Annotated in this window: 18 protein-coding genes; 12 read left to right on the top strand and 6 right to left on the bottom strand. The window is 65.6% G+C overall.

What is annotated here, in order from left to right; translation table 11 throughout:
- Nucleotides 1-35: 35 nt before the first annotated feature.
- The 3 genes from DRV85_RS15490 to DRV85_RS15480 form a co-directional block, all read right to left on the bottom strand.
- Nucleotides 36-974, bottom strand: coding sequence for a c-type cytochrome (locus DRV85_RS15490; protein WP_113290391.1), 939 nt, complete (start codon nucleotides 972-974; stop codon nucleotides 36-38).
- A gap of 2 nt (nucleotides 975-976) precedes the next feature.
- Entirely contained in the window at nucleotides 977-1,576 is a 600-nt protein-coding gene (locus DRV85_RS15485; RefSeq protein ID WP_113290390.1) for a c-type cytochrome, read from the bottom strand.
- Between the two features lie 391 nt (nucleotides 1,577-1,967).
- Nucleotides 1,968-2,423 carry a c-type cytochrome gene (locus tag DRV85_RS15480; RefSeq protein WP_113290389.1) on the bottom strand — a complete coding sequence of 152 codons (456 nt, stop codon included), beginning with the start codon at nucleotides 2,421-2,423 and terminating at the stop codon, nucleotides 1,968-1,970.
- A 166-nt stretch (nucleotides 2,424-2,589) separates the two neighbouring features.
- Here DRV85_RS15480 and DRV85_RS15475 point away from each other — a divergent pair, with 166 nt between their 5' ends.
- Entirely contained in the window at nucleotides 2,590-3,354 is a 765-nt protein-coding gene (locus DRV85_RS15475; RefSeq protein ID WP_113290388.1) for a DsbA family protein, read from the top strand.
- Nucleotides 3,348-5,486 carry a protein-disulfide reductase DsbD family protein gene (locus DRV85_RS15470; protein ID WP_233495544.1) on the top strand — a complete coding sequence of 713 codons (2,139 nt, stop codon included), beginning with the start codon at nucleotides 3,348-3,350 and terminating at the stop codon, nucleotides 5,484-5,486. The genes DRV85_RS15475 and DRV85_RS15470 overlap by 7 nt, the downstream gene beginning before the upstream one ends.
- Nucleotides 5,487-5,507: 21 nt before the next feature.
- On the opposite strand, the gene DRV85_RS15465 is transcribed toward DRV85_RS15470, so the two are convergent.
- Genes DRV85_RS15465 through DRV85_RS15455 form a run of 3 tightly spaced genes read right to left on the bottom strand, consistent with a single transcriptional unit; the run spans nucleotide 5,508 to nucleotide 7,967 of the window.
- Complete coding sequence (locus tag DRV85_RS15465) at nucleotides 5,508-5,732, bottom strand: SHOCT domain-containing protein (protein ID WP_233495543.1); 225 nt, start codon at nucleotides 5,730-5,732, stop codon at nucleotides 5,508-5,510.
- Nucleotides 5,733-5,736: 4 nt separating this feature from the next.
- A complete protein-coding gene (locus DRV85_RS15460) occupies nucleotides 5,737-7,248 on the bottom strand; it encodes an ATP-binding protein (RefSeq protein WP_113290387.1) in 1,512 nt (503 codons plus the stop codon).
- A complete protein-coding gene (locus DRV85_RS15455) occupies nucleotides 7,245-7,967 on the bottom strand; it encodes a response regulator (RefSeq protein ID WP_113290386.1) in 723 nt (240 codons plus the stop codon). Before DRV85_RS15455 ends, DRV85_RS15460 begins: the two co-directional genes overlap by 4 nt.
- Before the next feature lie 203 nt (nucleotides 7,968-8,170).
- On the opposite strand from DRV85_RS15455, the gene DRV85_RS15450 reads away from it, so the two are divergent.
- The 10 genes from DRV85_RS15450 (at nucleotide 8,171) to DRV85_RS15405 (ending at nucleotide 21,371) form a co-directional block, all read left to right on the top strand.
- A complete protein-coding gene (locus tag DRV85_RS15450; protein ID WP_233495542.1) occupies nucleotides 8,171-8,782 on the top strand; it encodes an EF-hand domain-containing protein in 612 nt (203 codons plus the stop codon).
- An 83-nt stretch (nucleotides 8,783-8,865) separates the two neighbouring features.
- The gene (locus DRV85_RS15445) at nucleotides 8,866-9,252 is read left to right on the top strand and encodes a DUF302 domain-containing protein (RefSeq protein WP_113290384.1); all 387 of its coding nucleotides are present in this window, start codon (nucleotides 8,866-8,868) and stop codon (nucleotides 9,250-9,252) included.
- A gap of 12 nt (nucleotides 9,253-9,264) precedes the next feature.
- Nucleotides 9,265-9,738, top strand: coding sequence for a rhodanese-like domain-containing protein (locus DRV85_RS15440; RefSeq protein WP_113290383.1), 474 nt, complete (start codon nucleotides 9,265-9,267; stop codon nucleotides 9,736-9,738).
- A 1-nt stretch (nucleotide 9,739) separates the two neighbouring features.
- The gene (locus DRV85_RS15435; RefSeq protein ID WP_420820928.1) at nucleotides 9,740-10,471 is read left to right on the top strand and encodes a TVP38/TMEM64 family protein; all 732 of its coding nucleotides are present in this window, start codon (nucleotides 9,740-9,742) and stop codon (nucleotides 10,469-10,471) included.
- Nucleotides 10,468-11,814, top strand: a complete 1,347-nt coding sequence (locus DRV85_RS15430; RefSeq protein ID WP_113290381.1) for an APC family permease — start codon at nucleotides 10,468-10,470, stop codon at nucleotides 11,812-11,814. Before DRV85_RS15435 ends, DRV85_RS15430 begins: the two co-directional genes overlap by 4 nt.
- A 49-nt stretch (nucleotides 11,815-11,863) precedes the next feature.
- The gene (locus DRV85_RS15425) at nucleotides 11,864-14,197 is read left to right on the top strand and encodes a heavy metal translocating P-type ATPase (RefSeq protein WP_113290380.1); all 2,334 of its coding nucleotides are present in this window, start codon (nucleotides 11,864-11,866) and stop codon (nucleotides 14,195-14,197) included.
- 124 nt (nucleotides 14,198-14,321) lie between these two features.
- Complete coding sequence (locus tag DRV85_RS15420) at nucleotides 14,322-14,516, top strand: heavy-metal-associated domain-containing protein (protein ID WP_113290379.1); 195 nt, start codon at nucleotides 14,322-14,324, stop codon at nucleotides 14,514-14,516.
- Between the two features lie 66 nt (nucleotides 14,517-14,582).
- Nucleotides 14,583-15,035 (top strand): DUF411 domain-containing protein, encoded by a 453-nt coding sequence (locus tag DRV85_RS15415; RefSeq protein WP_113290378.1) that lies wholly within the window; start codon nucleotides 14,583-14,585, stop codon nucleotides 15,033-15,035.
- Between the two features lie 727 nt (nucleotides 15,036-15,762).
- The gene (locus DRV85_RS15410; protein WP_113290377.1) at nucleotides 15,763-18,195 is read left to right on the top strand and encodes an efflux RND transporter periplasmic adaptor subunit; all 2,433 of its coding nucleotides are present in this window, start codon (nucleotides 15,763-15,765) and stop codon (nucleotides 18,193-18,195) included.
- Nucleotides 18,192-21,371: an efflux RND transporter permease subunit gene (locus tag DRV85_RS15405; protein WP_113290376.1), complete on the top strand. Its 3,180-nt coding sequence runs from the start codon at nucleotides 18,192-18,194 to the stop codon at nucleotides 21,369-21,371. The genes DRV85_RS15410 and DRV85_RS15405 overlap by 4 nt, the downstream gene beginning before the upstream one ends.
- The last annotated feature ends 61 nt before the right edge of the window (nucleotides 21,372-21,432 follow it).

Genomic DNA, 21,432 nt, shown 5'->3' with positions numbered 1-21,432 from the left:
CTCGGGGGCGCGCGCCAGGATCGGATCGCGCCTTGTCAGTCGGCCTCGCTTTCCGTCGCATGCACACCTGCCATCTCGATCCCTGCGACATCGCTGTCGAGCAGGTATGTCGCCATTGCCTCGAGGTCCGCGGGTGTCAGGAAGCTCGTCCCGTACATGACGACCTCTCCCATCGAGCCTCCGAAAGCGTCGCCGGAGGGCGTGATGCCCGTTTTGAGAGCGTAGGCGAGGTTGGAGACGGTCCAGCCGCCCGCAATCAGGTCGGGGGGCCTGATCGACGGAGCGTCGTTTCCGCCGGGAAGCGCATCGTTGCCGGCGAACATGGCGTCGAGCACGCGCGCACCCGCGAGATTCCGTTCCGTATGGCAGGCGCCGCAGTGTGTCGCACCCCGAACCAGTTCCCGCCCGCGGTTCCACACGTCGCTCTGCCCATCGACCGGCTCCGTCTCCGGATCATCGAGATAGGCCGCCCGCCAGAGCTTCAGGCCCCAGCGCTGATCGAAAGGGAACACCATGTCATGCGAGGGCGCATTTTCGGCCACCGGAGGAACCGTCTGGAATGCGGCCCACAGGTCGGCAATGTCCTGGTCGGAAAAGTCGGCGTAGAACGGATAGGTGAACGTCGGATAGTAGGGCGTGCCATCTGGCCCGATGCCTTGGCGCACCGCGCGGGCGAAGTCCTCGACAGTCCACGCTCCGATTCCAAAGTCGGGATCCGTCGTGATGTTCGGCGGATAGAATGTGCCGAAGTCGGTGGGAAGCGGCGCGCCGCCGGCGAGGGGCGCGCCTCCTTCCTCGAAGTTGGTGTGACAGGCAATACATCCGCTGGCGCGGGCCAGATAGGCCCCACGCTCGACATCCCCGACCAGCTCGATCGGCTCCGGCTCCACCCCAACCGGCCATGCGGCCAATGCTGCGACGGTGGCCACACCAAGCACCGCAGCCGCTGAGCCGGATCTCAGGACCGGTCGCATCGTCACTCGTCCTCGGCGCGAAACCGGGTGTGACAGGCCGAACAGACCTGGCTCGTCATCGCGAAGGCCGCATCCGCAGGCATGGCGCCGATGTCCTCAGCCGTCATGCCACTCATCATGCCGCCGCCCATCATGCCACTGCCACTGCCCATCATGGCGCTACCGTTTCCACCCATCATGCCGTCGCCGCCCATCATGGCGCCCGTAGACATCCCGCCTTGCTCATGAGCGAGGCCGTTGTCTGCGGCCATGGCGAGACCGCGTGCCGTCTCCTCCATCCGGTCTGCGAGGGCGGCGAACCTCTCCCATTCCTCCCAGATCAGATCCCGCGCCTCGGAAGGGTCACCATTGCTGCCCTCGGGGAAAAGATCCGTAATGGCGCTGCCGGAATGGGCCTCGATGGTTTCTGCCGCGCGTCTCAGGGCGTCTGCATCGTAATCGCGTTCGCCGCGTATCATGGGGGCGACGGCCTGCACCGCATCGCCCATGGCCTTCATGCCTTCCATGCGCTCCAGGACGACGCCCGTGGCGCCTGTATGCGCCAGCGCGGCCGCACCGGCGATACCACTCGCAAGAGCAATGGCTGTGAGTCTGATGTTCATGGGGTTTCTCCTCGTCTTGGGGGTCGCAATTCTTGAAAGGCTCACGACCCAATTCGTGGAGGCGGTAGATCAAAAGGCACCGTCACGCTTTGGCCATCGCTTCTGGTCAAAGCAAAGCGATGGCCGAATTCCGCAACTTGGATTTCGAACCGGGGACTATTCAGAAACACGGATACGGTCTTGCAATCGAGCCCTGGATGACAATGCCGGTCCACCGCTGCGTTTTCATCCTCGGCATGGCCTCGATGAGCGTCTGCATGGTCGTGCAGGTCCACTTGCTCCGACACTCCGCCCATAGCCTCGGCGGTATCGGGCAAAGACGAAAGGGCCATCGACAGCATGACGCAGACGACAAGAATAGCTCTGGCCAAGGTGCGATGCCCGGTTCGCATCAATCGATCCCGTTCGCACGCTGCAGTTCACGGACATACGCCGTTATTGCCATCACATCGGCGCGCGTGACGCCCTCAACCGGCGGCATGTTCCCGAAATTCCAATGATGCGCCCTCACGCCGTTCTGCGCGGCCAGAAGAAACGCAGCATCTGCATGGTGGCTGGGTTCATAGATGCGGTGCACGAGCGGCGGCCCGATCCCCTGACGTCCGGCCGCGTTCTCGCCATGACATTGGGCGCACAGACCCTCAAACCCGCGTTGCCCGATCTGCGCCTGTCCCGAGAGTGTTTCAGGCACCTGCACCTCGACCATGGGCGAGCCCTCTGCGACCGCCACTGGGTCCGAGGCAGCCGTTGGATTTTGCTCGTTGCCGCCCGGCGCGAATAGCCACCAGCCAACTCCGACGAAAACCGCAATGAATGCGATCGCGACCGTGACAGTCCTAGAAGTCATTCTGCTCTCACATCTTGTCGTGTGCTCGGCTTGGCGCCCATGAATTTCTTACCCGCTTCGCGCCATCCCTCAACCTGACAAGGCGGTGATTTTTGTATCGGTATGTATCCTTGACCTACCGGCGGTGATGGACTGCAAATGGCTTCGGCGGTTTGGGAACGGTTTGATGGCCGACAGGCGCACACTTCTCTTGATGCTTGTTGCAGGCGGCGCCGTGGCCGGCGGATTTCGCGTGCTGCCTTCCCTGTTCGAAGGTTTGCCTGAGTTTGAACCCCTCGATGACCCGCCGGGATTTCGACGGGTCGCGGGCGGATCCGTCTCTTCGGGCTTCAATCCGTTTGCGGGTCTGAGCGTCGGCGGATCAGAGGAAACACCGGCGCGAGTGAGCCCTGACAGCCTCCACGCAGATCTGTGTTCGCATCTCTTCAGGACTGCGGCGAGATCCGAAGGCGTGGTCCCGATTGCGTCGTTCGCCGACTACTACTGTCCATATTGCAGGGTGCAGACCAAGCGGCTGTCAGAACTGGGATCCGAACTTGGCCCGGAGGTCGCCATCGAGTGGCATGAGCTGCCGCTTCTGGGCGAAACCTCTATCCTTGCAGCGCGCGCTGCGCTCGCCGCAAAGCGCCAGGACGCCTACGTAGCGTTCCACGAGAGCCTACTGACAAGCCCGTTCCGTGCGAACGCGGAATATCTGTCCCTGCTGTCCGAGCGGATTGGCGTCGACCACGATCGACTGATCGCGGACATGGAGAGCGAAAGCGTCTCTCGCGAGCTTGAAATCAGTGCCGCGCTCTCGCGCCTGTTCGCTTTCGTGGGGACGCCCGCAATGGTGGTCGGTCGGACCGTGATCCAGGGAGAGATCTCGGATCGAACCTTGCGCCGGATCATCAGCCTGGAGCGAGAGGAAGGCTGGTCCTCGGTATGCTGACCCGTTTCAAGGCGGATTGTCTCCGCATTCTGGCGGGCGCCATGCTCGCGGCCATCTTCCTTTCCGCCGCCCCTTCCCAAGTCGGCGCCGCCAGTTCGGATCCCGTCGCGACGCCGTCAGTGACCGCGCGGCTGCTGACCGTCGAGAACGGGATAGCGCCGGGGGCCGGCACACTTTCGGCCGGGTTGGCGCTGGATCTCGCCGAGGGCTGGAAGACCTACTGGCGCACGCCCGGGGAGGTTGGCTTTCCGCCGGAGATCGACTGGTCGGGATCGCAGAATATTGCGTCGATCGATTTCCAGTGGCCGGCGCCGGAGCGCTTCACCGCATTCGGCATCGAGAACTTCGGCTATCACGACGAGGTTGTCTTTCCGATCCGCATAACGCTGGCGGAGCCGGGCGCGCCGGTTCGGCTTTCTGCGAACGTGACACTGCTCACATGCTCGGACATCTGCGTTCCACAGGAGTTCTCCTTGTCCCTCGATGTGCCGACCGGAATCGGCATCGACGAGGCGAGCGCGGCACGCATCACGGCGTTTGCCGATCGGGTTCCTGTCGATGCATCGGCGGCAGGTATCACCGACATTTCCGCGTATGTCGATCCGGCCATGAGCGCGGTGGTGGTCTCGCTGCGGGGCGAAGCGCCCTTCACCGCGCCGGACATCTTTGCCGAACTCGGGCCGTTTACCTCCCTCGGCCGTCCGGACATCCGGCTGGGAGACGGTGGACATCTCCTCTGGGCCCGCGTTCCGATCCTCTCTGCGCCGGACAGCCCTTTGCAGGACATCTCGGTGACGGTGACTGACGCGGGCGGGCGCGCTGTAAGCGCAGCCCCCCGATCCCTTTCGGAACCGCCCGAACCGCCCTTCGCTGTCGCGACCTCAGGCGTCGATCTTGCGGCGCTGGTCTGGATCGCCGTTACCGCGTTTCTTGGAGGGCTCATTCTCAACGCGATGCCTTGTGTCCTTCCAGTGCTGTCGATCAAGCTCGCTTCCGCCATGCGGCTGGGTGGCGACGACAGAATTGCGGTCCGACTGGGGTTCCTCGCTTCGGCCGCAGGCGTGATGGCATTCATGTGGGGCCTCGCTGCCGTTCTTTTCGTGCTGCGGGAGATCGGCGTCACGGTGGGATGGGGCCTTCAATTCCAGAACCCGGTCTTCCTGTCCCTGATGGTGCTGGTCCTTGGGGTATTCGCAGCCAATCTCGCGGGCGCGTTCGAGATTGCGCTACCGTCTCGCCTGCAGACGCGGCTGGCGAATGCAGGCTCAGCGCAAGGCCTGTCCGGGGATTTTGCCGCGGGGGCTTTCGCAGCCATCCTCGCGACCCCGTGTTCGGCCCCCTTCCTCGGAACGGCCGTCGCCTTCGCGCTGGCCGGTCGCGGCATCGACATCGCGGTCGTCTTCACGTTCCTCGGCCTTGGTCTGGCAGCCCCATACCTAGTCATCGCCGCGCGGCCCGGATTGGTCCGGCGCCTCCCGAAACCAGGGAGGTGGATGAGCCTGCTACGCGCGGTTCTCGGTCTCCTGCTCGGCGGGACAGCTCTTTGGCTGGTTTGGGTCATGATTGGCGTTGCAGGACCGATCGCGACCCTCGCATCCGTTGCAGTGACCGCCGTCATCGTCGGGGTTCTCTCTATGCGCGGTGTGAGCGGTACAGCGCGCGGCGCAACCGCAGCCGCTCTCGCCATCGTGATGCTGATCGTCTCAGGAACCCTGTCCGATGGCCTTTCATCGCGAGGAACGATCGCATCCGAGACGGGCGGAATTGCCTGGCTCCCTTTTGAACGGGCCGAAATCGCCCGACGCATCTCCACGGGGGAAGTTGTCTTCGTCGACGTGACGGCGGACTGGTGCCTGACCTGCAAGGCGAACAAGGCGCTTGTGTTCGACCGAGACCCGGTCGCGACTGCGTTAGGCCGTCCTCGGGTCGCAGCGATGCAGGCCGACTGGACCCGCCCGGATGAAGCGATTTCCCGCTATCTCGAGGGCTTCGGCCGTTTTGGTATCCCGTTCAACGTCGTCTATGGGCCGGGTGCGCCGGAAGGTATCGTTCTGCCGGAACTGCTGACAGCCGACGCAGTCATGGACGCCCTCGATCGGGCCGGAACCCGCGAACTGGGCCGGACTGAGTGACCGACCGGGCCGGGCGACATCTCAGCGCTCCAGCGCCTTCTTCCGGCGTTCGAATTCCTCTTCGTCGATCTCGCCCGCGGCGAAGCGTTCGCGCAGGATGTCGATCGCGTCGCGCCGTCCAAGAGTGCCGCCGTGCTGGTTGTTGGTGAACCACTTCACGGCCAGAACGATCAGGACGATGACGACGCCCCAGAAGAGAAGCATCATCAGGCCGCCCACCATGCCGTAGCCGCTGCCCCACATCATGTGATCATACCTCCCCTGCCAATCCGCCTGAGGATCGGCGGCCACTGCCGTCGGAAGCATGGCGAACGTCGCCATTGTCGCTATCGATCTCGGCATTCTCCCACTCCTCTCTATTCGTTGACGTCTTGTGAGACCGCCTGCCTGCGAGCGGGACGGCCATGGTCGCCACGAGTCCGCCGTGTCTCCGGTTCGCGAGTTGGATCTCGCCGCCATGCGCACGGACGATGGATCGGGCAATGGAAAGCCCCAGGCCATGCCCGCCAGTCTCAAGCGAACGCGAGTCTTCAAGCCGGAAGAACGGATCGAAGACCTGCTCGAGCTTGTCGGACGGGATGCCAGGGCCCTCGTCGCGTATCTCGATGACGAGGGTATCGCCTTCGGCCCGCCAGGCTATCTCGGCGCTCCCTCCGTAGCGGAGCGCGTTCTCCGCGACGTTTCGCACTGCGCGGCGAAACGAGACCGGGCGCAGGCGCGCATGAACGTCGGGACCGCCGAGGATCTTGGGCGAGTCCGGCATGTCGGAGGCGAGGTCGTGAAGAAACGTACCGACATCGACCTCTCGCGGCTCTTCGGTGCCGGTCAGGTCCTCGGCGAAGCTCAACGTCGCCTCCGCCATGGTCTGCATTTCCTCGATCGACTCGATCAGGCTCTCTCGGGTCTCGTCGTCGTCCACGATCTCGGCGCGCACCCTGAGTGCCGTGAGCGGCGAGCGCAGGTCATGACCGACGGCCGCAAGAACGCGTGTCCTGTCGGCGACGTATCTGGTCAGGCGTTCCTGCATAAGGTTGAACGCCCGCGTCAGGTCCTCGACCTCTGCGGGGCCCACGAGGGGCAACGGTACCGCGTCTTCACCGCGCCCGAGTCGCTCGGCCGCGCCGGCCAGCTTGCGCAATGGCCCGGTGAGGCGCGTGACCAGAAACCAGCACACCGTGACGAGGATGAGCGCCGCCGTCAGCGCGAAGGTGAAGGTGGAGAACAGGGGCCATTGCAGCGGCGGCCGCTCGAACCGGGTCCCGACGTTCAGCCACTGCCCGCCTGAGAGTGCAATGGACAGATTCAACTCAACCGCCGCGATCTCGCTCCGCATCATCGAGCGGTGCATCTCGGCCATGTGGGGCGAGAGGTTCGGCAGCGGCAGGACCGGCGTCTCGACGTCATCCAGCTGGACGCGGATATCGCGGCTGTAGCTGTCGCCAAGAAGTGCTCGCACGCGGGCTTCCACGGGCGCCGCATGGTGGTGGTCCGACTCGGTCACGCTTGGTGCGTCGGACAACTCGAAACGGACGAGCGGCGAGTTCGCGGCACGCAGGATCGACGCCTGAAGGTCGGGCGGCGCTTCCTCGAGAAGCAGGGCGACGTTGGCGGCACGGCCGGCGGCCTCGAAGCCAAGCGCCGCGCGGATGGCCAGGCTGCGCTCGTCCACGAAAAGCCACAGGCTGATGGCCTGCGCGACGACGAGTGCGGCGACGATCAGAATGACGAGTTGCGCGCGCAGGCTTCGGAACGGCTGTCTCATTCGACGACCTCGACATCCGCTGCGAGGCAGTAGCCCCCGTTTCGGACCGTCGTGATGATCCTCGGCCGCAGTGGATCGGGCTCGATCTTGCGCCTGAGCCTGCTGATCTGGTTGTCGATGGTCCGGTCCATGGGGCCCGCAGCTCGGCCCGAGGTCAGGTCGAGCAGTTGATCCCGGCTCAGGACCTTCCGGGGGCGCTCAAGGAGGACCGTCAGCAGGCGAAAGTCCGCGGTCGTCAGCGGCAGACGTTCCCCGCCGGGCGTCTCGATCGCCTGTCCATCCGTGTCGAGCGTCATGCCGGCGAAGCGCACGCGTTTTCCTGCGAGTTCCCCGGCGTGGTTCTCGGCGGATGAACTCCTGCGCAGCACGGCCTTGATGCGCGCCAGCAGCTCACGGGGGTTGAAGGGCTTCGGCAGGTAGTCGTCCGCACCGAGCTCGAGGCCGACGATTCGGTCCGTCTCCTTCCCGAGCGCGGTCAACATTATGATTGGGAGGCTCGATTGCCCCGCAAGCCTGCGGCAGACCGAAAGACCGTCCTCGCCCGGCATCATCACATCCAGCACCAGCAGGTCGTAGTGGCCGGAGGCCAAACGGGCATCCATTTCGACGGCGTCCTTGGCCGCGGTAGCACGCATGCCGTTCTTTTCCAGGAACCGGGTGACCGACTCCCGGATCTGCCTGTGGTCGTCCACGACCAGGATATGAGGGCTTGTGGACATCGTTTTCTTGTTTACCGAACGGGCTTTCCACGGTCAGAGGCTGTTTTGTCTCCGATTGTATCAGATCGGCTGCCTGCGACACGCGGATACAAATCCCTGCATGACGCCCGTTCCGATTTGCGCTGTGACTACCGACATGAGGCGGGCAAGGCAAAACGGAGGATATTCGAATGACGTTGCGTGGAAAGATGGCAGCTTCCGCGGTGGCGGTCCTGCTGGCGTCAGGAGCGGCACTGGCGGACAGCGGGCCGCATCACGGGGATGCCCGCGGCGCAGGCATGGGCGGCGGGCACGACATGATGGAGATGATAATGCGCATGCACGGCATGATGGGCGTCGATGGCGCGATGCCAGGCATGGGCATGGGGGTGATGGGCATGCCTGGCGGCATGGGCATGATGGGCCCCGGCGGACCCATGATGGGCGGTATGACAGGTTCGCCCGGGATGGGCATGATGGCGGATCTCGATGCGGATGGCGACGGTGTCGTGACGCCTGAGGAGGCGCGCACCGGGCTCGGCAGTCTCCTGTCGGAGTACGATGCGGATGGCGATGGCACACTCTCCATCGCGGAGTTCGAGACGCTGCACAGCGCGCTCATCCGCGAGACGATGGTCGACCGGTTCCAGCATCTCGACGCGGACGGCGACGGCCGGATCACCGCAGAAGAGATGCAGGCACCTGCTGCGCAGATGCAACGCATGCAAGGCCTGCGAGAGCGGATGATGAACGAAGGGGGATATGCTCCGGGCCAGATGATGCCCGGCGGAGGACGCATGATGGACGAAGGCGGCCCGCGCATGCAGGGCAACTGAAGGTCTCTTCACGCGTTGTCGAGAATGAGGGCCGGAGCGAACCTCCGGCCCATACCCATTGAAGAAGAAGGAGGAACTCGGAGATGCCCTACACTCATGATCGCCTGATCTCCGATACCAGCATCGAGGAAGCGGATCGGCGCGTGCGCGAGGCGCTGACGTCCGAAGGCTTCGGCGTACTGACCGAGATCGACGTGAAGGCCACCATGAAGAAGAAGATCGATGCCGATATGGATGGGTATCTGATCCTCGGCGCCTGCAACCCGAAAATGGCCTGGGAGGCCATCGGTCTCGAGCCGCGGATCGGCGCGATGCTGCCATGCAACGTCATCCTTCGCAGCGTCGATGGCGGGACCGAGGTGAGCGCCGTGGATCCGGTCGCCTCCATGACTGCCGTGGACAACCCCGACCTGCACGCGGTCGCCGGTCAGGTCCGCGACATGCTCGTGCGCGCTGTGGATGCGGCCTGAAGGAGACAACCGATGACAATGGCACACGGTCGGCGCGTCTTCGTTCTTGGGCTGGCGGCAGCGCCTGTTACCCTCATCACGTCTCCCCTGACCGCACAGGCCCGGACAATCTGGTCGGCAGACGAGGCCTACGACGCCCTTCTCGCAGACAGTGCGCGTGTGATCGATGTGAGGTCGCGCGAGGAATGGCTGGAAACCGGCGTCGGGGCCGGTGTCTGGCCGATCAGCATGCACGAGGACCGTTTTCCAGATCGTCTATTCGCGGCGAAGGCGCTGGCCGGATCCCGAGACGTCGGCCTGATCTGCGCGACCGGGGGGCGTTCGGCGTCCCTGCTCCGTGCGCTCAGGCAGGCTCGCTACGATGGCTACGTGGACATCTCCGAGGGAATGCTGGGATCTCGCCGGGGCCCCGGCTGGCTTGGTGCCGGTCTGCCCGTGGTTCCGCTGGATGCAGCGCTTGCTTCGATGCCGGAGGATCTTGCCTGACGTGCCCGAAGAGAGCGCTTCAAAGAGAAAAGGCCACCTGTCCCTCGGCAAGGGTGCCGCCCTTGTCGTCGGCGCCGTCCTTGGGCTGGGCCTCGTTGGCTGGGCTGCAGGATGGTGGTCGTTCGACCTGGACCGGGTGACGGTCGAGACGTGGGTCGCGCGCGCCGGACCTTTTGGGCCGCTCGCGGTAGTCTTCCTCATGACGGTCGCGGTCGTTGCCAGCCCCATTCCAAGCGCGCCGGTCGCACTGGCTTCGGGGGCCGCTTATGGCCACTACGCCGGTACCCTCTATGTCGCTCTCGGATCCGAGATCGGCGCGCTTGTGGCCTTTCTCATCGCTCGCGGTTTGGGGCGTGGACCGGTTGAGCGCCTTCTCGGCGAAAAGGCCGATTACGGTCTGCTGGGCTCGCAGAACGCGCTGACGCTCACGGTTTTCGTAAGCCGTCTCCTGCCCTTCGTCTCTTTCGACGCGATGAGCTATGCCGCCGGGCTCAGTCGCCTCCACTTCTGGCGCTTCGCCCTCGCCACGATGGCCGGCATCCTGCCCGCGAGTTTCGTGCTCGCGCATTTCGGCAGCGCTGCGATGGAAGGCACCTTCGGGAGCGCGGAATGGATCGCTCTTGGACTGGGTCTCATGACGGGCCTTCCCCTCCTGCTGGTTGCGCTTCGGCGTGGTGCCGCTTCGAGAAAGGACAGGCCAAAGACGGACATTACGCAGGCCAGTCGATCATGAGTTCCGACTACCAGCGGAACAACCTCAGCCTGCCCGACGCAGTGGCGATGGGAACGGGCGTGATGATCGGCGCCGGGATCCTTGCCCTGACCGGGCAGATCGCCGAACTGGCGGGCCCGTTGTTCCCATTGGCGTTCGTCGCTGGCGCCGTCGTGACCGCCTTCAGCGCCTACACCTACATCGAGATGTCGAATGCCTGGCCGTCCGCGGGCGGCATCGGCATGATCCTCAAGAAGGCCTATGGGCCGACAACGGTTGCCGCTGGCGCGGCACTCCTGATGGCCCTTTCGATGGTCATCAACGAAAGCCTGGTTGCACGGACCTTCGCCACCTACCTGATGCGCGGTCTGGAGATGGAGCCGGGCGGCTGGCTCGTCCCGGCGATCGGTGTCGGCCTCATCGTCTTCGCCTACCTCGTGAATGCCTCCGGCAACAGATCGGTGGGGCTGCTGTCGCAGGTCATGGCGGTCCTCAAGGTTGGAGGGATCGCGCTCTTCGGCATCGCGGCGCTGTGGGCGGGTGGCATCTCCTTCGAGGCGTCGGGCGACGGGGAAACGGGCGCCGCCGGTTTCGTCGCATCGCTCGCCCTCGCGATCCTCGCGTTCAAGGGCTTCACGACGATCACGAATTCCGGCGCCGAGATCACGGACCCGCACCGCAATGTCGGCCGCGCCATCGTCATTTCCATCGCGATCTGCGTGGTGGTCTACCTGCTCGTGGCCTTCGCCGTGGGCTCGAGCCTGCCGCTCGACCGGATCGTCGCCGCGAAAGACTATGCGCTTGCCGAAGCGGCGGAGCCTGCGCTTGGCCGGATCGGGTTCTACCTGACGGTGGCGCTGGCGCTTGTCGCAACGGCCTCGGGCGTGATCGCAAGCATCTTCGCGGTGTCCCGCATGCTCGCCATGCTGACCGACATGAAGATGATCCCGCACAGCCATTTCGGGATGCCGGGCACGATCCGGGGTCACACACTTGTCTACACGGTCGTGATCGCCGGGGGTCTCACCATCTTCTTCGACCTCAGCCGCATCGCGTCTCTCGGCGCCTTCTTCTACCTCGTGATGGACGTGCTGATCCATTGGGGCGTCTGGCGCCACCTCAGGGAGGAGATCAGTGCGCGGGGCTGGATCCTCCTGACTGCCATCGGGCTCGACGCCGTCGTGCTTGGAGCCTTCACCGTGATGAAATGGCAAAGCGACCCGACGATCGTTCTGATCGCGCTGGCCGCCATGGCCGCCGTCTTCGCGTTCGAGCATGTCTTTCTGAAGCTTAATCCGCCCATGGACGACGGCCATGACCACGGGCCAGCAGACACCGGTGAAACAGGGAAGGCATCCCCTTGACCTTCCAATAACTGGAAGCCCCACATTGAGTCCCGAAAGGGGAGTCCCGATGTCCGACCACGCCCATCATCAACATGACGCTCCAGCCTCTGGCGCGAAGACCGCGACGGATCCTGTCTGCGGCATGCAGGTCGAAATGCGCGAAGACGCGCGATCTCGCGAGTATGGCGGCGAAACCTTCTGGTTCTGTTCGGAAGGCTGCCAGACGAAATTCGATGCCGATCCCTATTTCTACGCGTCGGGAAACGCTGAGAAGACCGAGCAGAAAGCCCAACCCGGCACCCAGTGGACGTGCCCCATGCATCCCGAGATCGTCCGCGACGAACCGGGGAGTTGTCCGATCTGCGGCATGGCGCTGGAACCGATGGTGCCCTCGGACGAGCCCAGCGAGGAACTGACCGACTTCACCCGCCGGATGTGGATCAGCGCGGCCGCGGCCGTGCCGCTGGTGATCCTGACCATGGGCGAACTGGTCGGCCTGCCGGTTCGTGACTGGCTCGGCCACCAACTGGCGGTCTATGTCGAATTCATCCTCGCCACGCCAATCGTCCTCTGGGCAGCGCTTCCGTTCTTCAGGCGCGGTGTCGACTCCTTCCGGAACCTGTCCCCGAACATGTGGACGCTGATCTCGCTCGGGGTCGGCGCGGCCTATGTCTATTCGCTCTTTGCTACCTTCGCGCCGGGAGTGTTCCCGGATCAATACCGGATGGGCGAAGGCGTCGGCACGTATTACGAGGCCGCCGTCGTCATCATCGCGCTGGTCTTCGTGGGCCAGGTGCTCGAATTGCGGGCGCGCGAGCGAACCGGCGACGCGATCCGGGCGCTGCTGGATCTCGCACCCAAGACCGCGCGGCGTATCCTGGAGGACGGGACGGAGTACGACGCGCCGCTCGAGAATATCGTCGAGGGCGACCTCCTGCGCGTGCGGCCGGGCGACAGCGTGCCGGTGGACGGCGAAGTGGTCGAGGGCCGCTCTTCCATCGACGAAAGCATGATCACGGGCGAGCCGGTTCCTGTCGAGAAGACCGAAGGCGACCGGGTGACCGGGGGCACGATCAACAAGAACGGGACCTTGGCGATCCGGGCGACCCAGGTCGGTGCCGACACGGTGCTTGCCCAGATCGTCGAGATGGTCGCCGGGGCCCGACGCTCCCGCGCGCCGATCCAGGGGCTGGCGGACAGGGTCTCGTCGATCTTCGTGCCAGCGGTCGTCGCGGTCGCCATCGTGGCGTTCTTCGCGTGGCTCGCGCTCGGTCCCGAACCGGCGCTGGCCTTCGCCATCGCCTCTGCCGTCTCCGTCCTGATCATCGCCTGTCCCTGCGCGCTCGGGCTCGCCACGCCGATCTCGATCACGACGGCTGCGGGGCGCGGCGCACAGGCGGGCGTGCTGATCAAGGATGCCGAGGCGCTGGAGCGGATGGCGCGGGTCGACACTGTGATCGTGGACAAGACCGGCACGCTGACCGAAGGCAAGCCGAAGCTCACCGATGTCGTGGCCCTCGAGGGGCACGACGAGACCGAGGTGCTGTCGCTCGCCGCGGCGCTCGAACGCGGGTCCGAGCATCCGCTCGCCGAGGCCATCGTCGAGGGCGCACGCGACCGCCGCGCGGAGATCGGTCGATCGGACGACTTCGACGCCGTGACCGGAAAGGGCGTGCGAGGCACCGTCGGGGGAAGGACGGTGGCCCTCGGCAACGCTGCCATGATGGTCGAGTTGGACATCGCAACCGACGTGGCGGAAGAGGCCGCCGATGGCCTGCGCGCCGAAGGCAAGACGGCGATGTTCGTCGCGGTCGATGGCGACCTGGCGGGGATCGTCGCCGTGGCCGATCCGATCAAGGAGACCACGGAAAGCGCGATCCGCGACCTGCATGCCCTGGGGCTGACCGTGATCATGGCCACCGGGGACAACCAGAGGACGGCCGAAGCGGTCGCGCGGAAGCTCGGGATCGACGAGGTACGCGCCGGTGTACTTCCCGAGGACAAGAAGACGCTTGTCGAGGAGCTTCGCGCCAAAGGTGCGCGGATCGCCATGGCCGGCGACGGGGTGAACGACGCGCCGGCGCTCGCGGCGGCTGATGTCGGCATCGCCATGAGCACCGGTGCAGATGTCGCCGTTGAAAGCGCCGGGATCACCCTGATGCGCGGCGATCTCGTCGGGCTCGTGCGCGCAAGGAAACTCGCGACAGGCACCCTGCGCAACATCAAGCAGAACCTGTTCTTCGCCTTCGCCTACAACGCGGCCGGTGTGCCGATCGCGGCCGGGGTCCTCTATCCGTTCGTCGGCCTGCTGCTGTCGCCGATGATCGCGGCAGCGGCGATGAGCCTGTCGTCGGTCTCGGTCATCTCGAACGCGCTGCGGCTGCGGCGCCTCGAACTCTGAGCGATGCGACTTTCAGGTCCAGGTTTTCCCGCAAATGCCCGGTCCGTCCAAGCAGATACAACGGTCTTTGACTTGTCGCCGGTAGGCAGGCCCTTAAGACTCGCTATGAACAGGAGAACTCAAGATGAAGTTTCACGTCCCGGACATGAGCTGCGGCCACTGCACGGCCGCGATCGACAAGGCGCTCAAGGCGATCGATCCGGATGCAAAGGTCGATACCGACCTGCCATCGAAGACCGTGACGATCGGCTCGGCCAAGGATCCCGCCTCCTTTCAGGCCGCCCTGACGGAGGCCGGCTATCCCGCCACCCCGGCCTGACGCACACGATGTGAATTCTTGGGCAACCAAAACTGAAACCTTGCAGAATTGGAACTGGAACCACGCATGAACAGACGATCATTTCTCTTGACGGCCGTCGCCGCTGGGCTGGCAGGCAGGACTTCTGCTCAGTCGCTCTCACCGCACGTCGAGGTCTACAAATCGCCCACCTGCGGATGCTGCTCGGCCTGGGTCGACCACATGGCGCGTGCGGGCTTCGCCGTGGACGCGCGGGATATCGACCAGGACGCGCTTTATGCGCTCAAGGCCCGGTCCGGAATCACGCCGGAACTGGCCTCCTGCCACACAGCACTCGTCGACGGGTATGTCGTTGAAGGTCACGTGCCGGCCGCAGATGTCGAACGTCTCCTTGCCGAACGCCCCGACGCCATCGGTCTGTCGGTTCCGGGCATGCCCATCGGCTCACCGGGCATGGAGATGGGCAATCAGCGAGACGCCTTCGATACCCTGCTGGTGATGCGTGACGGATCGACGGCAGTCTTCCAACGACACGCCTGAACCGGTGTTCGCAACGCTCGCCTGCGCTTGCACAACGGCACAGTGGGCGAGGTGCGCCTCGATCGCCGAAATACTCGGCGGTTGAGTCGGTTCTTACGCCGCATTTGCTGGGACTCTCCGCATTGCATGGCAACGCGCGGACATGCCCCCATGCCATCGCGGGCCGAGCCGACTGTATCTGTCGCGTGTCCGGTCAAAAAATCCAGTTGTCTAGGCACGTGGCCGCAACTAATTCATGATCATGAATAGTGTTGCGTCCAGCTTTGCGGCGAAGCGTCTGATGGCGCTGATCATGTGCCTCGCGCTCATGATCGCTGGTGCCGCTGCTGCTGTCGCGCTGGAGCATCCGGGTCACGGCGGCTATGGAAGCGACGCCTGGGGCCCAGCCGATCCCGGACCGATGTCGCACGCATCGCACCACATGCCGCCGGGAGAGGCCGCCGCAGAGTGCTGTGACTCCGAGCTAGCAGCGTCGTCAAGCTGCCATCCATGGGGATGTTGTCTCTCCGAACTGCAACACACGGACCTTCCGACATCCACGAAGCACGGACGAAGCGCCTGTGCTCATTCACTCGTGCCAGTGGTCGCGCCTTCGATCGACACACCACTGCCTGAACGACCTCCTCGAATTTCCTGACAGGTTCTTGCAGGCCCGAGCCCTTTTCCGGCTCGGGTCCACCTTGAATTTCGGGCCGGTCCCACGCGGGTCGGCTGGCAGGAGGTTCCAATGCGCGGACGTTACTCGGCCCTTGCGATCCTTGCCCTGGCGGGCGGCACCGCAGGCGGCATCGCACTCGAGAGGTTCTACCTCAATCCGGCGAACACCGGCGGATCGGACGGGCCGGAGATCCTCTACTGGGTCGCGCCGATGGACCCGAATTTCCGGCAACCGGGACCGGGCAAGTCGCCCATGGGAATGGACCTGATCCCGGTCTATGCCGGGCAGGAACCCTCCGGCGATCCCGCCGAGGTCTCGCTCAGCGCGGCGGAGATCAACGCGATCGGGGTGCGAACCGCGCTGGCGCGGATGACGGACGTGGCACAGCGGATCGAGACGGTGGGATTCGTCGGCTACAACGAGCACCGCACCAGCCATGTGCACACCCGCGTCGAGGGCTGGATCGAGCGGCTGGAGGTGCGCGCGGTCGGCGACCGGGTCGAACAGGGGCAGGTCCTGTTCGATCTCTTCTCTCCGCTCGTGGCCGCCGCCACGGGCGATCTCATCCGGGCGGTCGAGGACGGCGACCCGCGCATTCTCGACGCCGCGCGCAACAAGCTCATCAGCCACGGCATGTCGCCCCGCCAGATCGCCGAGATCGAGCAGACCCGCCAGCTCGCCCGCAACGTGGAGATCGAGGCGCCGCAGGACGGCGTCGTCATAGCGCTCGACGCTGCCGACGGAATGTATCTGCAGCCGGGCACCCGCGCCTTTTCCATCGCGGATCTGGCCCAGGTCTGGCTGATCGTCGACGTCTTCGAGCGCGACATGGCCCGCCTCTCCGAGGACATGACCGCCGTCGCCCGGTTCGAGCATCTTCCCGGGCGCGTCTTCGAGGGCGAGATCGACTACATCTACCCCGAACTCGACCCGCGCACCCGCACTTTGCCCGTGCGCCTCAGCTTCGACAATTCCGACGGCCTTCTCCGTCCCGGCATGTTCGGCACGGTGAGCCTCGTTCCGAATGCGAGCCGACAGGTACTGACCGTGCCCTCCGAAGCGGTGATCCGCACCGGGGCGGCGGAGCGGGTGATCCTCAGGACCGGCGAGGGCACCTTCCGCCCGCGCCTCGTCACCACGGGGCTGCGCGACAGTTTCGGCGAGGGCGGCCGCACCGAGATCCTTCAGGGGCTCGCGCCCGGCGAGGAGGTCGTGGCCTCGGCGCAGTTCCTGATCGACAGCGAGAGCGCCCTGAGCGCCGGCTTCACGCGCATGGCGCCCACCGATGAGGACCCCGCGCGCGGGACGGGCACGCTGGTGGCGCTCGACCGGGATCGGCGCCTCGCGACGCTCCGCCACGACGCGCTCGAGAGCCTCGACTGGCCGGCGATGACCTCCGAGTTCCCGGTGCGCGCGGACGTGGCGCTCGAGCGGCTCCGCGAGGGAGAGGAGGTGGCGTTCCGGGCCGCGCGCGGCGCCGACGGCCTTCTCGGCCTGATCGAGCTGGGCCCGGACGACGGTGTGGCGGCGACGGGCACCGGAATCGCGCTCGGCGTGACGCCCGAGGGCCGGCTGACGCTCGATCACGACCCGATCCCGGATCTCGGCTGGCCCGCGATGCGGATGGACCTCGACGTGGCGGGCCTCGATCCGGCCGAGGTTCCGCTCGAGACGCCCATCGAGTTCGATCTGGCGAGGGACGAGGCGGGGATGTTCTCCATCATTGCCGTGCGCGCCGAGGGCGAAGACTCTGGGCCGGCGCAGGCGGAGGATGACGCCGCTGCGGCAGCGGCCCCGCCGATCGTCGTGTCGGGCGTGATCGACGCCATCGACCCGGCGACCCGGCAGGCCACGATCACCCACGGACCGATCGCCGAGATCGGCATGCCGGGGATGACGATGGACTTCGCCCTCGACGCCGCACTCGATCCCGGCGGCATTGAGACGGGGCGCGAGATGACGCTGACCTTCGCGAGGCCCGATGGCATGACGATGGTGCTGGCGTCGGCCGACCCCGTGATGCCGGCCGCGCCGCCCATCGTCGTGACCGGCACCATCGACGCCATCGATGCCGTGAGCCGACAAGCCACGATCACGCACGGGCCCATCATAGAGATCGGGATGCCCGGCATGACCATGGACTTCGCCGTCGACCCTGCGCTCGATCCGGCCACCCTCGGGACGGGGACGGAGATGACCCTGACCTTCGCGCGCCCCGACGGCATGACGATGGTGCTGGAAGCCGCCGAGCCGATCCAGCCGCCGATGGAGGTCTCGGGCACCATCAATGCGGTCGACGCCGAAGGCCGCACGGCGAACGTGACCCACGGGCCGATGATCGAGATCGGGATGCCGGGGATGACGATGGATTTCGTCCTCGGGGACGGCATCGACCCGGCCGCCCTGCCCACGGGCGAGGAACTGACCCTGCTCCTGCAGCGCAATCCCGACTTCTCGATGACCCTTGTCGGCACCGCCGCCCCGCGGAGCGTGTCGCAATGATCCCCGCCATCATCCGCGCCTCGATCGCGAACAGGTTCGTCATCGTGGCGCTGGCCTGCATGATGGCCGTGGCGGGTGTCTGGGCTATTCGCGAGACACCGGTGGACGCGATCCCCGACCTCTCCGACGTGCAGGTGATCGTGCGCACGCCCTATCCGGGGCAGGCCCCGCAGGTCGTGGAGAACCAGGTCACCTACCCGCTCGCCACGGCGATGCTCGCCGTGCCCGGGGCGCAGGATGTGCGGGGCTTCTCTTTCTTCGGCGACAGCTTCGTCTATGTGGTCTTCGAGGACGGCACCGATCTCTACTGGGCGCGCTCGCGGGTTCTGGAATATCTCGGCCAGGTCTCCGGAAGCCTGCCCGAAGGCGTGTCGCCGCAGCTGGGGCCGGATGCCACGGGCGTGGGCTGGATCTACCAGTATGCGCTGATCGACCGAACCGGCAATCACGATCTGTCCCAGCTCCGCACGCTGCAGGACTGGTTCCTGCGCTATGAGCTGCAGGCGGTGGACGGCGTGTCCGAGGTCGCCACCATCGGCGGCATGGTCCGGCAGTACCAGGTCGTCGTCGATCCCAACCGGCTAAGGGCCTACGACATCACGCTGGCCCAGCTGCGCAGTGCGATCCAGGCGGCGAACCGCGAAACCGGCGGCAGCGTCATCGAGATGGGCGAGGCCGAGTTCATGGTCCGCTCGTCCGGTTACATCGACGAGCTGTCTGATCTGGCGAGCGCGCCGCTCATCGTGAACGAACGCGGTGCCGCGCTGACATTGGGCGACGTGGCCGAGATCCGGCTCGGGCCCGAGATGCGCCGGGGCGTGGGCGAATTCGACGGGCTCGGCGACGCGGTCGGCGGCGTGGTGATCATGCGCTGGGGCGGCAACGCGCTAGCCACGATCCGCGCGGTCGAGCAGCGGATCGACGAGCTGCGCCTGAACCTGCCCGAGGGCGTCGAGATCGTCACGACCTACGACCGCTCCGGCGTGATCGAGCGCGCCATCGAGAACCTGGAGAAGAAGCTCACGCAGGAATTCGTCGTCGTCGTGCTGGTCTGCGCCGCCTTTCTGCTGCACCTGCGCTCCTCGCTGGTGATCCTTCTTTCGCTGCCCTTGGGCATCTTCGCAGCCTTCATCCTGATGAAGGCGCAAGGCGTGAACGCCAACATCATGTCGCTGGGGGGTATCGCCATTGCCATCGGCGCGATGGTCGACGCCTCCATCGTGATGATCGAGGCGATGCACCGGCGGCTCGAGAAGGAAAAGCTCACGGCCGCAAATCGCTGGCGCATCGTGCAGGACTGCGCCTCCGAGGTCGGGCCGGCGCTCTTCTATTCGCTCGCGATCATCACCGTCAGCTTCCTGCCCGTCTTCGTGCTGGAGAACCAGGAGGGGCGCCTGTTCCAGCCGCTGGCCTATACCAAGACATACGCCATGGCCGCCGCCGCGATCCTGTCGATCACGCTGGTGCCGGTGCTGATGGGATACTTCGTGCGCGGCCGGATATTGCCGGAGCGGAAGAACCCGCTGAACCGGATCGTGGTCTGGCTGTATCGCCCGTTCCTCGACGCGGCCATCGCCTGGCCCTGGGCGACGACATTGCTGGCCGCCGCCGTCGTCGCCTCGATGTGGTATCCGCTCCAGCGCCTCGGCTCGGAGTTCATGCCGGAACTGAACGAGGGCGATTTCCTCTACATGCCGACGCTCTATCCCGGCGTGTCGATCGGCGAGGCACGCGAGGTCCTGCAGCAGACCAACCGCCTGATCGCGACCGTGCCGGAGGTGCTGACCGTCCACGGCAAGGCCGGACGCGCGGAGACGGCGACCGACCCGGCGCCGCTCACGATGATCGAGACGACCATCCAGCTCAGGCCGGAGGAAGAGTGGCGCCCGGGCATGACGATGGAAGGCATCCGGGACGAACTCGACCGGATCGTGCAGGTACCCGGTGTCACGAACGTCTGGATCCAGCCGATCAAGAACCGCATCGACATGCTGGCGACCGGCATCCGGACGCCGGTCGGCGTCAAGATATCCGGTCCGGATCTCGACGTGATCGCCCGGATCGGGATCGAGGTCGAGCGCGCGGTTGCGAATATCGAGGGCACGTCATCGGCCTATGCCGAACGCCCCGTCGGCGGCCGGTTCATCGAGATCGACGTCAACCGGGAAGCCGCCGCGCGCTACCTGATGAGCGTGCGGGATGTGCAGGACGTGGTGCAGATGGCCATCGGCGGCACGCAGGTCTCGGAGTCGGTCGAGGGGCTCGAGCGGTTCCCGATCAACCTCCGATACCCCCAGGAATGGCGCGACAGCCCCGAGCGGCTGGAAGGGCTGCCGGTTGTCACGCCCTCTGGCGCGCATGTGCCGCTCGCGGCGCTGGCCGATATCCGCATCGTCGACGGGCCCGGGATGATCCGCTCGGAGAATGCGCGCCGCACGGGTTTCGTCTTCATCGACATCGCGGGGCGAGACCTCGGCGGATACGTGGTCGAAGCGAGAGCCGTCGTCGCGGAAACGGTCGACCTTCCGCCGGGCTACTCTCTCACCTGGTCGGGGCAGTACGAATACATCGAGCGCATGCAGGAGCGGCTCATGATCGTGGCGCCCGCGACGCTCCTGATCATCACGCTGATGCTCTTCATGGCCTTCAATCGGGTGATCGAGGTGGGCATCATCCTCGCCGCCCTGCCGGTGGCGCTGGCCGGCGGCGTCTGGTTCCTGTGGTACCTCGCTTTCGACATCTCGGTGGCGGTGCTGGTGGGCTTCATCGCGCTCGCCGGCGTCGCGGTGGAGACGGCCATCGTGATGCTGCTCTACCTCAACCTCGCCTGGGACAAGCGCCGCGACCTCGCCCGGGCCGAGGCCCGGGCGCTCACGCGGGACGACATCGAAGAGGCGGTTTTCGAGGGCGCCGTGCTGCGCGTACGGCCGAAGATCATGACGGTGGCGACGATCTTCGCGGCGCTCATCCCGATCATGTACGGCACCGGCACCGGCTCCGAAATCATGCAACGGATCGCCGCGCCGATGATCGGTGGCATGGTCACGGCGACCCTGCTGACGCTCTTCGTCATCCCCTCGATCTTCGTGATCTGGAAACGGCTCGCGCTCAGGCGCGTGAACCGCGAGATCGCGCCCCTCCTTCTTCGGCCGGAGGAATTGGTGCCGGCCGAATGATGACCCCCGAAGCAAGCAAGGACTGGAACTTCCCATGAAGTGTCCACTTAACCTTCTTTCC

Source organism: Rhodosalinus halophilus (assembly GCF_003298775.1).
In the GTDB taxonomy this organism is placed as follows: Bacteria; Pseudomonadota; Alphaproteobacteria; order Rhodobacterales; family Rhodobacteraceae; genus Rhodosalinus; species Rhodosalinus halophilus.
The sequence above is the reverse complement of the archived record's forward strand: the minus strand, read 5'-3'. Positions and strand labels throughout refer to the sequence as shown.